At 39.3% G+C, this 13,394-nt stretch carries 14 protein-coding genes and 1 other RNA gene; 12 read left to right on the top strand and 3 right to left on the bottom strand.

The window, feature by feature from the left end; all coding sequences use genetic code 11:
* Positions 1 to 77: 77 nt before the first annotated feature.
* The 3 genes from IGL17_RS08475 to IGL17_RS08465 all read right to left on the bottom strand — a co-directional run bounded on the left by IGL17_RS08475 (position 78) and on the right by IGL17_RS08465 (position 1,961).
* Positions 78 to 410: a hypothetical protein gene (locus IGL17_RS08475; RefSeq protein WP_002357068.1), complete on the bottom strand. Its 333-nt coding sequence runs from the start codon at positions 408 to 410 to the stop codon at positions 78 to 80.
* 7 nt (positions 411 to 417) lie between these two features.
* A non-coding RNA gene (gene ssrS, locus IGL17_RS08470) (6S RNA) lies at positions 418 to 611 on the bottom strand.
* A gap of 72 nt (positions 612 to 683) precedes the next feature.
* Positions 684 to 1,961: a replication-associated recombination protein A gene (locus IGL17_RS08465; RefSeq protein ID WP_002360030.1), complete on the bottom strand. Its 1,278-nt coding sequence runs from the start codon at positions 1,959 to 1,961 to the stop codon at positions 684 to 686.
* Positions 1,962 to 2,089: 128 nt separating this feature from the next.
* On the opposite strand from IGL17_RS08465, the gene IGL17_RS08460 reads away from it, so the two are divergent.
* The 12 genes from IGL17_RS08460 (at position 2,090) to IGL17_RS08405 (ending at position 13,316) form a co-directional block, all read left to right on the top strand.
* A complete protein-coding gene (locus IGL17_RS08460) occupies positions 2,090 to 2,767 on the top strand; it encodes a DNA-3-methyladenine glycosylase (protein ID WP_002364174.1) in 678 nt (225 codons plus the stop codon).
* Complete coding sequence (locus tag IGL17_RS08455) at positions 2,724 to 3,209, top strand: DUF3013 family protein (protein ID WP_033624275.1); 486 nt, start codon at positions 2,724 to 2,726, stop codon at positions 3,207 to 3,209. The genes IGL17_RS08460 and IGL17_RS08455 overlap by 44 nt, the downstream gene beginning before the upstream one ends.
* Before the next feature lie 15 nt (positions 3,210 to 3,224).
* Complete coding sequence (gene prmA, locus IGL17_RS08450; protein ID WP_002357075.1) at positions 3,225 to 4,172, top strand: 50S ribosomal protein L11 methyltransferase; 948 nt, start codon at positions 3,225 to 3,227, stop codon at positions 4,170 to 4,172.
* A gap of 1 nt (position 4,173) precedes the next feature.
* A complete protein-coding gene (locus tag IGL17_RS08445; RefSeq protein ID WP_025193375.1) occupies positions 4,174 to 4,926 on the top strand; it encodes a 16S rRNA (uracil(1498)-N(3))-methyltransferase in 753 nt (250 codons plus the stop codon).
* Between the two features lie 214 nt (positions 4,927 to 5,140).
* Positions 5,141 to 7,354 (top strand): RelA/SpoT family protein, encoded by a 2,214-nt coding sequence (locus tag IGL17_RS08440; protein ID WP_002357079.1) that lies wholly within the window; start codon positions 5,141 to 5,143, stop codon positions 7,352 to 7,354.
* A gap of 23 nt (positions 7,355 to 7,377) precedes the next feature.
* Positions 7,378 to 7,824, top strand: a complete 447-nt coding sequence (gene dtd, locus IGL17_RS08435) for a D-aminoacyl-tRNA deacylase (protein WP_002357080.1) — start codon at positions 7,378 to 7,380, stop codon at positions 7,822 to 7,824.
* A 139-nt stretch (positions 7,825 to 7,963) separates the two neighbouring features.
* Positions 7,964 to 8,185, top strand: coding sequence for a hypothetical protein (locus IGL17_RS08430; RefSeq protein ID WP_002383130.1), 222 nt, complete (start codon positions 7,964 to 7,966; stop codon positions 8,183 to 8,185).
* Positions 8,182 to 9,483: a histidine--tRNA ligase gene (hisS, locus tag IGL17_RS08425; protein ID WP_016618449.1), complete on the top strand. Its 1,302-nt coding sequence runs from the start codon at positions 8,182 to 8,184 to the stop codon at positions 9,481 to 9,483. Before IGL17_RS08430 ends, hisS begins: the two co-directional genes overlap by 4 nt.
* A gap of 17 nt (positions 9,484 to 9,500) precedes the next feature.
* Positions 9,501 to 11,270 (top strand): aspartate--tRNA ligase, encoded by a 1,770-nt coding sequence (aspS, locus tag IGL17_RS08420; RefSeq protein WP_002360034.1) that lies wholly within the window; start codon positions 9,501 to 9,503, stop codon positions 11,268 to 11,270.
* 153 nt (positions 11,271 to 11,423) lie between these two features.
* A complete protein-coding gene (locus IGL17_RS08415; protein WP_016618450.1) occupies positions 11,424 to 12,260 on the top strand; it encodes a bifunctional hydroxymethylpyrimidine kinase/phosphomethylpyrimidine kinase in 837 nt (278 codons plus the stop codon).
* Positions 12,244 to 12,750 carry an ECF transporter S component gene (locus IGL17_RS08410; RefSeq protein WP_002395212.1) on the top strand — a complete coding sequence of 169 codons (507 nt, stop codon included), beginning with the start codon at positions 12,244 to 12,246 and terminating at the stop codon, positions 12,748 to 12,750. Before IGL17_RS08415 ends, IGL17_RS08410 begins: the two co-directional genes overlap by 17 nt.
* Positions 12,747 to 13,316 carry a TIGR01440 family protein gene (locus IGL17_RS08405; RefSeq protein WP_002364165.1) on the top strand — a complete coding sequence of 190 codons (570 nt, stop codon included), beginning with the start codon at positions 12,747 to 12,749 and terminating at the stop codon, positions 13,314 to 13,316. Before IGL17_RS08410 ends, IGL17_RS08405 begins: the two co-directional genes overlap by 4 nt.
* The last annotated feature ends 78 nt before the right edge of the window (positions 13,317 to 13,394 follow it).

The following is a 13,394-nucleotide window of genomic DNA, read 5'->3' as shown; positions in this document are numbered from 1 at the left end:
TGAATATTGGCATTTTTTTGTAAAAAAAACTTCGTTCAAAAAAATCTTTTTGAACGAAGTTTTAAATTCATCGTCTTTTATGACATTTTTTTTGCAAAAGTTAAACTAAACAACGTTGAAAGTAATAAAACAAAAAAGATAAAACCAATTGACAATAACGGGCGATTAAAAATAGCCGCTAGAACACCTAGAATGGCGATAATCAAGTAATAACGCCCAAAACGTTCGATAAACTGTTGACTTTCTGTTGCAGTTTCTTTTTTTAAGAGTGGTAAAAAAGCTGCACTTTTCTTCATCAAATAATAACTGGCTACGCCTGTGACAACGGCGAGTAATAGTACGAGTATACGAATCATCTTGTCCTCCAAAAAAAAACAACTTGCCAGAGCAAATTGTTTAGAAATCTTCATAAAAATGGTAAAATCCGTCGATGCCGGTAATCGTCCTAGAGTATTGAACCCGCAAGATAAGCAGGTGGGTTCCTCGATCGCAGTATTGAACTACCAAAAGAAAAGGCATGTTACCAACTTTGATACAAGCAGGATCCCTAGATATCAATAAAAATGTTCGGTCAACACAGTGAAAGGACAACGCGTACATCACAGATTTACCATCTTTATAATAGCATACTCTCTCAAAATCGGCAACGAGATTGTTTCTTTTTTTGAAAGCGTATTATTTTGTTATTTTTTCTGTTTCCATTCTTGGATACGCTTGAGTTGCTGATGTAAGGCTTGTTCATATTTACCAATATCAATCGGTTCGTAATAACGTGCCTCTTTTAATTTGTCAGGTAAGTATTGCTGATTGACCCAACCGTTTTCAAAATTATGTGGGTATTGATAACCAATGCCACGGTTTAATTCTTTGGCTCCAGCATAGTGGGCATCACGCAAATGATCAGGAACATCTCCCACAGAGCCTTGTCGAATATCTGCCAAAGCAGCATCAATCGCTGTGACTGCAGAATTTGATTTTGGCGATAAACATAAATCAATGACGACACTGGCTAGAGGAATTCTAGCTTCTGGAAACCCTAGCTTTTCGGCGGCTTGAACAGCGGTGACTGTCCGAGCGGCGGCCGCAGGATTCCCAAGACCGATATCCTCGTAAGCAATGACCATTAAACGACGACAAATAATCGGTAAATCACCTGCTTCAACTAAGCGACCTAAATAATGAAGTGCAGCATCTACATCGCTTCCTCGAATCGACTTTTGGAAAGCGGAAATTACATCATAATGGGCATCGCCATCTTTATCATGGGTTAAGGCTTTTCGTTGCACGCACTCTTCAATAATCGGTAAAGTAATCTTAATTTCGCCTTGTTCATTTTTGGGTGTTGATTTAACAGCTAATTCTAGTCCATTTAGCGCACTACGTAAGTCACCGTTCGTTGCGCGTGTCAAATGTTGTAATGCTTTTTCTTCTAAGTGGACGGGATAATCGCCTAAGCCACGTGTGCTATCGGTTAAGGCTTCTTGAATCGCTTGCTGAATGTCTGTTTCTGTTAAGGGCTTTACTTCAAAAATTTGCGTGCGACTACGAATCGCAGGGTTAATTGTAATATATGGATTTTCGGTAGTTGCTCCAATCATAATAATTCGTCCGTTTTCTAAATGAGGGAGCAAAAAATCTTGTTTTGTTTTATCTAATCGGTGAATTTCATCAAGCAGTAAAATCACTGTGCCACTCATTTTGGCTTCTTCAGCAACGATTTGTAAATCTTTTTTGGTGTCTGTGGCCGCGTTCAACATGCGAAAGGCATAATTTGTTGAACCAGCGATTGCGCTGGCAATACTGGTTTTACCAGTACCAGGCGGCCCATAAAGAATCATCGATGAAAGCATTTTGGCTTCGACCATCCGACGAATAATTTTACCAGGGCCGACTAAATGTTGTTGACCAACTACTTCGTCTAAGTGACGAGGTCGCATTCGATAGGCTAAAGGTTGTTGCATAAAAGGACCTCCTTTTTCATAATCATCTTATTATAACATAAAGAACGTACATTCGCTTTTTGGTGGTTTTTTGGGTTTTAGATGGATATAGCGGAAGGTTTCGTGTATGATAGGGAGTGGTGAAAGAAATGAAAGAAACGATAAATATCTTTAACACAAAAACAACTGAAGAAGTGGCACAATACTTGTTAGGGATGTACTTAGAGCACGAAACAGCAACAGGCGTTTTAGGTGGGTACATTGTGGATGCAGAAGCTTATTTAGGTCCTGATGATGAGGCGGCCCATAGCTTTGGCTTGAGAAAAACGCCACGCTTACAAGCCATGTATGACAAACCAGGCACGATTTATTTATATACTATGCACACGCATTTAATTTTAAATATGGTGACACAAGAACAAGGCAAACCACAAGGGGTGATGATCCGCGCGATTGAACCTGTTGAAGGTGTCGACAAAATGATTGAAAATCGCCAAGGACGTCAAGGCGTGGAATTGACCAATGGACCAGGTAAATTAGTTGCAGCCTTAGGAATTGATAAGCAATTATATGGGCAGTCGATTTTTTCTAGTTCGTTACGGCTCGTGCCAGAAAAACGAAAATTTCCGAAAAAAATTGAGGCACTACCACGAATTGGAATTCCCAATAAAGGTCGTTGGACAGAGTTGCCTTTAAGATACGTCGTGGCTGGCAATCCATATATTTCTAAACAAAAAAGAACAGCAGTAGACCAAATAGATTTTGGCTGGAAGGATGAAGAAAATGAAAAAAGCAACAATGCTCACATACTTAGAGGAACAACTTGAAAAACACTTAGCAGATTACGAAGTAGGCCTTGATTGGGATCGCAAAAACCATACCATCGAAGTCATTGTTCGTTTATATGCAGAAAACAATGAGCAAGTGGCAATTGATGATGTTGATGGTACGCTTTCAGAAGAAGCATTTATTGAATTTGAAGATGGCTTGTTATTTTACAATCCGCAAAAGTCAGTCGTTGATGATGAAGAGTATTTAGTCACAATTCCTTATGAAGGAAAAAAAGGGCTACGCAAAGCAGTTTTAGACGGATTCATTCACTATTTAAAAGTGGTTTTAGATGAAGGGCAAAGTGATTTGTTAGACTTTTTATCAGATGAAACAGCGGAAGTTTTTGAATTGCATTGGGAGCCAGCAGATTTTGAAGCGATGATTAAAAAAGTGGCAGAAACAGAAAAAGAACAATGGATTGCGTATCCAAGTTATTAATTTAGAGGTGAGAACATGAAGTGGACAGAAGTAAAAGTAGAAACGGCTAGCGAAGCAGTTGAAGCAATTTCAAACATTATGATGGAAGCTGGCGCAAGTGGCGTGGCCATTGAAGATGCGTTGGACATTGAAAATTTTGAAAGTGATCTGTATGGGGAAATTTTAGATAAAGAGCAATTCACCCACATTAAAGAAGGGGCGATTGTGATGGCTTATTTTCCTGAAACAACCTTCTTACCAGAAATTTTACCATTTATGAAAGAAAATATTTTACGCTTGCCTGAGTACGGCTTATCCATTGGTAAAAACGAAATGACAATTAGTGAAGTAGCAGAAAGCGACTGGGCAACTGCTTGGAAAAAATATTATCATCCTGTCCGTGTCACACGATTCTTAACGATTGTGCCAAGTTGGGAAGCCTATCATGCACAAGATGAAGCAGAAAAAATTATCACATTGGATCCGGGCATGGCTTTCGGTACAGGCACGCATCCAACGACTCGTTTAACCTTGCAAGCTTTAGAAACTGTTTTACGTGGTGGCGAAACAGTTCTAGATGTAGGGACGGGTTCTGGTGTTTTGAGTATTGCAAGTCGCTATTTAGGGGCTAAAGACGTCTACGCATATGATTTAGATGAAGTAGCAGTTGCAGCGGCAAAAGAAAATATGGATTTAAATCCCATTGCGGCCGATGTTCATGTGTCAGCCAATGATTTACTAAAAGGGATTGACCATTCTGCTGATGTAATCGTCGCAAATATTTTGGCAGATATTATTGTGTTAATGATTGAAGATGCTTGGCGTTTGCTAAAACAAGACGGTACCTTCATTATTTCTGGAATTATTGAAGATAAAAAAGCAATGGTTTTAGAAGCACTAACGAAAGTCGGGTTTGTGGTGGACCAACTCTTTAATCAAGGCGATTGGTATGCGATTATCTTGAAGAAACCAGAGGAAGAGTAAAATGCAACGGTATTTCATGAAAGAAGATTATCAAGAAAAAGATTTGTATAAAGTCGCAGATGAAAACTATCATCATATTGTGCGAGTTATGCGAATGACGCCGAATGATCGTTGTTATTTAGTATTTCAAAATAAAACTGCCATTTTAGCTGAGATTGTGGAAATTGATCCAACGTCTGTTTACTTTAAAGAAATTAGTAAAGAAGAAATGGACAAAGAATTGCCAATTGAAGTGACGATTGCGTGTGGGTTACCAAAAGGGGACAAGTTAGAATGGATTGTTCAAAAAGGCACGGAGCTAGGTGGCAATCAGTTTATCGGCTTTCCTGCGAAAACTTCCGTTGTCAAATGGGACCACAAAAAAAGAGTAGCCAAAGAAAAAAGATTACAAAAAATTGCCACAGAAGCGGCGGAGCAATCGCATCGGCAGCAGACACCAAGTGTTTCTTTGGTGGAAAAAACACAAGAAATCATTGCGCAATTTGACTCATATGACACAGTCTTGGTTGCGTATGAAGAATCAGCAAAACAAGGAGAAAAAAGTCAATTAGCACAAGTATTATCCACTTGCCAGCCAGGCGCACGTTTGTGTGTGCTCTTTGGACCTGAAGGTGGCTTTGCACCGCAAGAAATTGAACAATTTCTGCAGGCTGGGGCGAAACTTTGCGGGTTGGGTCCGAGAATTTTACGAGCAGAAACAGCACCGTTGTATCTTTTAAGTGCGGTTAGCTACCAAATGGAACTTTTAAATTAAACGAAAGCCCGCCTGTAAAATTCTTGTAGGCATTCTCTTTGAATAAACAGAGAGTAAAAAAGCGACAGTGATTGAAATTTAAGGGAAATTTAGTATAATAGAGTTGTTGAAAGTGCTACTGTTTCAAGTGGTACTTTTCTTTTTTATTAAAATAGATAAAACGTGAACGAAGTGTTCTTTATCCAAAGGTCACCTTCATAGAGGAGTGAATACCATGCCAAAAGAAGAAATACTGACAGGCCCAGCGGTCATCAAAATTGTAAGTACCTATATGGGACCAGAACATGTTGAGTTGGTTCAAAAAGCATTAACTTATGCTGAAAAAGCACACGAAGGTCAAGTCCGACAATCAGGTGAACCTTACATCATCCATCCGATTCAAGTGGCAGGCATTCTGGCTGAATTACATATGGATCCCCATACTGTAGCAACAGGATTTTTACATGATGTTGTCGAAGATACGGACGTAACACTGGACGATTTAAAAGAAGAATTTGGCGAAGACATCGCAATGTTAGTCGATGGCGTGACGAAACTAGGAAAAATTAAATATAAATCTCATGAAGAACAATTAGCTGAAAATCATCGGAAAATGTTATTGGCAATGGCGCAAGATTTACGGGTTATTATGGTGAAACTAGCCGATCGTTTGCACAATATGCGCACATTAAAACATTTACGTGAAGATAAGCAACGACGGATTGCACAAGAAACTTTAGAAATTTATGCGCCTTTAGCACATCGCTTAGGGATTAGTCGAATTAAATGGGAATTAGAAGATACGGCCTTACGTTATATTAACCCCAACCAATACTATCGAATTGTTAATTTGATGCAAAGCAAACGCGATGAACGTGAAGCTTATGTGGCAGAAGCAGTCGAAGATATTCGTTTAGCTACGGAAGATTTAGAAATTTACGCAGAAATATATGGTCGACCAAAGCATATTTATTCAATCTATCGTAAAATGAAGGACCAAAAGAAACAATTTAATGAAATCTATGACTTATTAGCCATTCGTGTTATTGTCGATTCCATTAAAGATTGCTATGCCGTGTTAGGGGCGATTCATACGCGTTGGACACCAATGCCAGGTCGTTTTAAAGATTATATTGCTATGCCAAAAGCGAATATGTATCAATCTATCCATACGACAGTTATTGGGCCAAAAGGGAATCCAGTAGAGGTCCAAATTCGGACCCATGAGATGCACCAAATCGCCGAATTTGGGGTGGCGGCTCACTGGGCCTATAAAGAAGGCAAAGCGGAAAAAATTGAAACAGATGAACTGACGAAGCAAGTCGATTGGTTCCATGAAATTATTGAATTACAAGATGAAAGCTACGATGCTTCTGAATTTATGCAAGGTGTGAAAGAAGACATTTTTAGCGACAAAGTCTATGTCTTTACGCCAAGTGGAGATGTAACCGAACTGCCAAAAGGCTCCGGACCACTAGATTTTGCCTACAGCATTCATACTGAAATTGGGAATAAAACAACCGGTGCGAAGGTCAACGGCAAAATGGTACAGTTAGACTATGTCCTAAAAAATGGGGATATTATTGAAGTCCTAACATCACCGAATTCTTTCGGACCTAGTCGCGACTGGCTGAAAATGGTTAAAACAAGTAAAGCCAAAAATAAAATCAAACGTTTCTTTAAAGAACAAGACCGTGAAGATAACATTATTAAAGGGCATGATGCTGTCATTAAATACATGACAGAAATCGGCTTTACACCGAAAGAATTTTTAACGAAGAATAAAATGGCGGAAGTGCTAGATAAATTTAAATTTCAAACGGAAGATGATTTATTTGCGGCAGTAGGTTATGGCGAAGTAAGTGCGCAAGTAGTGTGCAATCGTTTAACAGAAAAAGAACGCCGCGAACAAGAGTTGGAACGTCAACGCCAAGAAGCAGAAGAGTTGTTAAATCAGCCAGCTAAAAAAGAATCAGAAAAAATGAAAGTTCGTCATGAAGGCGGCATCGTGATTCAAGGGGTGGACAACCTATTGATTCGTTTAAGCCGCTGTTGTAATCCAGTGCCTGGTGATGAAATCGTTGGTTACATTACCAAAGGACGGGGCGTTTCAATTCATCGTGCGGACTGTCCTAACGTACAACATCAAGAAGAATTAGCACAACGTCTAATTGAAGTTGAGTGGGAAGATACCGAGCACAGTCGCAAAGAATACGCTGCCGATTTGGAGATTTACGGCTATGATCGTAGTGGCTTACTGAGTGATGTTTTACAAGTCATTAGTTCGATGACAAAAAATTTAGTCGGCGTTGAAGCTCGTCCATCCAAAGATAAGATGGCCCAGATTCATGTCACTGTGAAAATTCAAAACCTTTCTCATTTAAAAACCATCGTTGACAAAATTAAAAGTGTACCAGATGTTTATAGTGTTCGTCGAACCAATGGGTAAGTGTTAAAAGTGAGGCAAAAAAGATGAAAGTAGTTATTCAAAGAGTCAGTCAAGCACAAGTTGCGATAGAAGAGCAGATAGTGGGACAAATCAAACAAGGCTTCATGGTGCTGGTGGGCATTCATCAAGAAGACACGCCAGAAGATGTGGCTTATGTTGTTGGCAAAATCAGTAAATTACGTGTTTTTGAAGATGACGAAGGAAAAATGAATCGCAGTATTCAAGAGATTGAAGGATCAATTTTGAGTATCTCTCAATTTACCCTCTATGCAAAAACTAAAAAAGGCAATCGTCCCAGTTTTATTGAAGCGGCTCGTCCAGATGTGGCGATTCCTTTGTATGAATTATTTAATCAACAATTAGAAGCAGAAGGAATAGCGGTAGCCACAGGAGAATTTGGCGCGGATATGCAAGTGTCGTTGACCAATGATGGTCCAGTGACCATTGTGATCGATACACGAGAAAAATAATTGATTTTCCTGTCGGAACCTCTTGACTTTCTAAGAGAACTTTAGTAGTTTATAGATAATATTAAAAATCTACGAAGGAACGAGTAAGTTTCATCTGTCTGCGAAGAGAGAGTTGCCGTGGCTGAGAGCAACTTCAACAGTGAAAGTGAAAGACATTCTGGAGATGGACGGAAGAAAAGCCGTCCCGTTACGAGCGTTAATCGTTGAGGAAAGAGTAAAATCTTTCAAAACTAGGTGGTACCGTGTAAAAGAGACTTTTACGCCCTTGTATGTTCAACATACAAGGGCCTTTTTCATTTTTAGAAAAAAGAAAATGGCGCACACATTTTTGTGGAATGATAGAAGGAGAGAAAGACAATGAGTTATCAAAAACCAAAAGGAACAAACGATATTTTGCCAGGAACTTCTGAAAAATGGCAATTTGTGGAAGAAACAGCTCGTTTGATTTTTAAAGATTATCAATACCAAGAAATCAGAACCCCGATTTTTGAACATTATGAAGTAATATCTCGCAGTGTTGGCGATACTACAGATATTGTTTCAAAAGAAATGTATGATTTTTATGATAAAGGAGATCGTCACGTGACGCTACGTCCTGAGGGGACAGCGCCAATTGTTCGGGCCTTCGTTGAAAATAAATTATATGGTCCGGAATATACGAAACCGTATAAAACCTATTACATGGGGCCGATGTTCCGCTATGAACGCCCACAAGCTGGTCGTTTGCGTCAATTCCATCAAATTGGTGTGGAAGCATTTGGTAGTGAAAACCCAGCATTGGATGTTGAAATTATGGCTATGGCTTTGGACTTCTTCAAACAATTAGGCATCCAACAAATCAAATTAGTCATTAATTCCTTAGGGGATAAAGAAACACGTGCTACGTACCGTCAAGCATTAATTGATTATTTAGAGCCCCATATGGCAGAATTAAGCGAGGATTCACAACGTCGCTTACACGAAAATCCATTGCGGGTGTTAGACAGCAAAGATAAAAAAGATAAGGTGATTGTCGCAGAAGCGCCCTCCATTTTAGATTATTTAAATGAACCATCTAAAGCACATTTTGAAGCAGTAACTGATATGTTAGATTTACTAGAAATTCCTTATGAAATTGATAGTAATATGGTTCGCGGCCTGGATTATTACACACACACAATTTTTGAAATTATGAGTGAAGCGCCTAAAATGGGTGCGCAATCAACTATTTGTGCAGGGGGCCGATACAATGGTTTAGTTGAAGAATTAGGCGGCCCAGATACACCAGGTTTTGGTTTTGGTATGGGCATTGAACGAGTGTTGCTAACAATGGAAGCTGAAAAAGTTGTGATTCCAGCGTTATCTGAATTAGACGCATATGTGGTTGGGATTGGTTCAGAAACCAACGTCGCAGCTTTGCAACTTGTTCAAAGCATTCGTAACTTTGGTTTCTCAGCTGATCGTGATTACATGAATCGCAAACCAAAAGCGCAATTTAAAACGGCCGATAAATTACAAGCAAAATTAGTTTTAACAATCGGTGAAAATGAATTGAATGAAGGCATTGTCAACGTAAAATCAATGGCAACACGCGAAGAAAAAGCCTTCCCGTTAAGTGCTATTCATGATTCATTTGATGAAGTGTATGACGAAATGATGACAAAAATGATTGAAGAATAAAAAGGAGAGATTGAGAAATGGCAAAACGCACAACCTATTGCGGCAATGTATCTGCCGAATTTATTGAAAAAGAAGTTGTATTAAAAGGATGGGTTCAAAAACGTCGTGACTTAGGAGGCGTTATCTTTATTGATTTACGTGACCGTGAAGGAATCGTCCAAGTGGTCTTTAACCCAGAAAAGTCAAAAGAAGCATGGGAAATTGCTGATAAATGTCGTAGTGAATACGTCATCGAAGTTAAAGGTCAAGTCGTTTATCGTGATAAAGAAGCGATTAATCCAAAAATGAAAACTGGCGAGTTTGAAGTGATGGCGACTGACATTACGATTTTAAATACTGCGAAAACAACGCCATTTACCATTGAAGATGACAATAACGTTAATGACGAATTGCGCATGAAATATCGTTATTTAGATTTACGTCGTCCATCAATGACAAACAACATTAAATTACGTCACCAAGTAACGAAAACAATCCGGCACTATTTAGATAATCATGACTTTTTAGACATTGAAACTCCTTATTTAGGCAAATCAACACCAGAAGGCGCTCGCGATTATTTGGTTCCTTCTCGTGTCCATGCCGGTCATTTTTATGCTTTACCACAATCACCACAACTCTTTAAACAATTATTAATGGGGGCAGGCTTCGATCGCTATTACCAAATCGTTCGTTGTTTCCGTGATGAAGATTTACGAGGCGACCGTCAACCAGAATTTACACAAATCGATATCGAAACGACCTTTTTAACACCAGAAGAAATTCAAACATATACAGAAAATATGTTGGCTGAAGTGATGAAAGAGACAAAAGGAATTGAGATTTCTGTTCCGTTTCCACGAATGAGCTATGACGAAGCGATGGCACGCTATGGTAGCGATAAACCCGACACTCGTTTTGCTATGGAATTAATTGATGTTGCAGATGTAGTGAAAGACGTAGACTTCAAAGTTTTCCAAGCAGCGTTGGAAAATGGTGGACATGTGAAGGCTTTGAATGCAAAAGGCGCCGCAGATAAGTATTCTCGTAAAGATATGGATAACTTAGGTAAGTATGTGAGTCAATTTGGTGCAAAAGGCTTAGCTTGGTTAAAAGTTGAAGAAGATGGCTTAAAAGGACCGATTGCTAAATTCTTAACAGAAGTTAGTGATGAATTAATTGCTGCTACCAATGCAGAAGTCGGTGATATTTTAATGTTTGGTGCCGATAAACCTGAAATCGTAGCCGCTGCTTTAGGTGCGGTACGTACACGTTTAGGTAAAGAATTAGGTTTAATTGATGAATCGAAATTCAATTTCTTGTGGATTGTGGATTGGCCGTTGTTTGAATATGATGAAGAAGCTGGTCGCTATGTTTCTGCTCATCATCCATTTACACAACCAAAAGCAGAGGATGTGGCCCGCTTAGCAACAGACCCAGCCTCTGTGTATGCTGAAGCTTACGATGTTGTCTTAAACGGCTACGAATTAGGCGGTGGCTCATTACGGATCCATACACGAGAATTACAAGAAAAAATGTTTGAAACGTTAGGTTTTACAAAAGAAGAAGCACAAGACCAATTTGGTTTCTTGCTAGACGCATTAGATTACGGCTTCCCGCCACATGGAGGGATTGCTTTAGGGCTAGACCGCTTAGCAATGCTATTGGCTGGGGAAGAAAATATTCGTGAAGTGATTGCCTTCCCTAAAAACGGGAAAGCAATTGACCCAATGAACAACGCACCAAGTTTAGTTTCTCCATTACAATTGTTTGAATTAAACATTGATGTAACAGCCATTGACGAATAAGTGTTAAATCCAAAGAAAGAGTGACTTCATTGACGGATGAGGTCACTCTTTTTTTGGAAAGGAAAAAGATAACGAAAGACTTAAAAAGTGGCTGAGCTAAAAATCTGCCAATTGGCTGTTTTTTCTTTTTAGAAAACTTTGTATGATAACTGAGTGTATAAAGGAGCGAAACAAATGACAAAAATAATTTTAACAATTGGCGGTTCCGATCCTTTTTCAGGTGGCGGGATTCAAACAGATTTAAAAACGTTTGAAAATCATCAAGTCTTTGGCTTATCAACTTTAACTTGCCTTGCTACAGCCCCCAAGAATCATTTTCAGATTCATGACCTTGAGACTTCTTTGGTGAAAGAGCAACTCGCTTCCATACCTACTGGGAGTTTAGACGGCATCAAGATTGGCTTGATTCACAGTGAAGAAAGTATGCTACAAATTGCAACCTTTTTGAAAAAGCACGCAGGTCTGCCGGTGGTGTTGGATCCTGTCTTGGCTTTTAAAGAAACGACTTCAGTTTATGAAAAAAGATACATGCAGTTATTGATTGAAAAACTTTTTCCATTCGCAACGATTATAACGCCTAATTTGAAAGAAGCAGAATTACTCATTGGTAGAAAATTAACAACCGTCGAAGAAGTCCAACAAGCGGCGGAAGAGTTAAACTCTTTAGGAGCGGCAACGGTGGTGATTAAAGGTGGTAATCGTTGGCTTGGCCAAGAAGCACGTGACTTTTTTTATGATGGACAACAACATATTCAATTGGTCAAAGAAAAAGTAATGGCCCACACCATTGATGGCGCTGGTTGTTCCTTTGCCTCTGCAATTGGTGCGAATTTAGTTAAAGGATATCCGTTAATTGAAGCTGTTGATTTAGCAAAAACATACGTTCATGAAGCCATTGTTTCTGGGGTCCAGCTAAATGCAGCTTTTGGAAGTATGTGGCATGAAGGATTACTAGCAGGAGGTGTGGCGGATAATGACAAGAAAAATTAGTCTATATGCAGTAATTACCGCTTTAACAGTGGCTGTGTCAATGGTCTTTATTATCCCCGTCCCAGCAACAAATGGCTTTGTTACATTGGCGGATGCAGGGATTTACATTGCTAGTTTACTTTTTGGTCCGATTGGTGGCTTGACAGTCGGAGCTTTAAGCGGTGGTTTAATTGATTTATTGTCAGGCTATCCACAATGGTTCGTTTTTTCGTTATTGATTCATGGCGGACAAGGTTGGTTAGCAGGTCACTTCTTTAATAAAAGTAAAAAGATGCAAACGCTAGGATTACTTTTAGCCAGTCTCCTTATGATTAGCGGGTATGCTTTAGCGACTAGCTGGCTTTACGGCGTGGGTGCGGGGATTGCCTCTTTACCAGGGAATATCATTCAATCCTTATTTGGGGTGATTGTAGCATTGCCTCTTAGTCAAACATTAAAACGTGTGTTACCAAAAAATGGTCGTTTAGAAGAAAGAAGGATGAACAAATGACTATCGATGAAAAAATGTTAAAAGAACAGTTAGTGACAATTACAGAAGAAGTCATTACAGCAGGGAATTTAAAAAAAGGGGACCTATTTGTTTTAGGTTGTACCACCAGCGAGGTAGTAGGTGGCGTCATTGGTAAAAATTCCAGTGCCGAAGTAGGACAATGGATTGTCTCAACCTTAATTGAACAATTAGATAAAAAAGGCATCTCTTTGGCTGTCCAAGGATGCGAACATATTAATCGCGCTTTAGCGATGGAACGTCGTGTGGCTGAAGAAAAAGGCTTTGAAATTGTCTCGGTAGTACCACAATTACATGCTGGCGGTTCTTGTTCAGTGGCTGCCTTTGAAAAATTTGATGAACCTGTGGAAGTGGAGCATATTGTTGCTCAAGCAGGGATTGACATTGGCGATACATCTATCGGTATGCATGTAAAACATGTGCAAGTTCCTCTTCGCTTGAGCATTCGAACGTTAGGTGCGGCTCATGTTACAGCATTATATTCTCGTCCTAAATATATTGGTGGACCAAGAGCCCATTATGAAACAACCCAAGAACGAAATCGTTAAGATTTCGTTCTTTTTTCATTTCTATAAACATTTGATGAATCTTCCGTAATTATTATAGGAATCTCTTTTTTTCTCTCG

Origin of the sequence: Enterococcus sp. AZ088, from assembly GCF_051714845.1 — a bacterium.
Classification (GTDB): Bacteria; Bacillota; Bacilli; order Lactobacillales; family Enterococcaceae; genus Enterococcus; species Enterococcus faecalis.
This window is presented reverse-complemented; position numbering and strand designations above follow the sequence as displayed.

Coding starts and splice junctions, on each gene's coding strand:
- IGL17_RS08445 (WP_025193375.1), top strand. CDS start 4,174: ATGCAACGGTATTTCATGAAAGAAGATTATCAAGAAAAAGATTTGTAT.
- hisS (WP_016618449.1), top strand. CDS start 8,182: ATGAGTTATCAAAAACCAAAAGGAACAAACGATATTTTGCCAGGAACT.
- dtd (WP_002357080.1), top strand. CDS start 7,378: ATGAAAGTAGTTATTCAAAGAGTCAGTCAAGCACAAGTTGCGATAGAA.
- prmA (WP_002357075.1), top strand. CDS start 3,225: ATGAAGTGGACAGAAGTAAAAGTAGAAACGGCTAGCGAAGCAGTTGAA.
- IGL17_RS08465 (WP_002360030.1), bottom strand. CDS start 1,961: ATGCAACAACCTTTAGCCTATCGAATGCGACCTCGTCACTTAGACGAA.
- IGL17_RS08455 (WP_033624275.1), top strand. CDS start 2,724: ATGAAAAAAGCAACAATGCTCACATACTTAGAGGAACAACTTGAAAAA.
- IGL17_RS08405 (WP_002364165.1), top strand. CDS start 12,747: ATGACTATCGATGAAAAAATGTTAAAAGAACAGTTAGTGACAATTACA.
- IGL17_RS08440 (WP_002357079.1), top strand. CDS start 5,141: ATGCCAAAAGAAGAAATACTGACAGGCCCAGCGGTCATCAAAATTGTA.
- aspS (WP_002360034.1), top strand. CDS start 9,501: ATGGCAAAACGCACAACCTATTGCGGCAATGTATCTGCCGAATTTATT.
- IGL17_RS08475 (WP_002357068.1), bottom strand. CDS start 410: ATGAAGATTTCTAAACAATTTGCTCTGGCAAGTTGTTTTTTTTTGGAG.
- IGL17_RS08460 (WP_002364174.1), top strand. CDS start 2,090: ATGAAAGAAACGATAAATATCTTTAACACAAAAACAACTGAAGAAGTG.
- IGL17_RS08410 (WP_002395212.1), top strand. CDS start 12,244: ATGACAAGAAAAATTAGTCTATATGCAGTAATTACCGCTTTAACAGTG.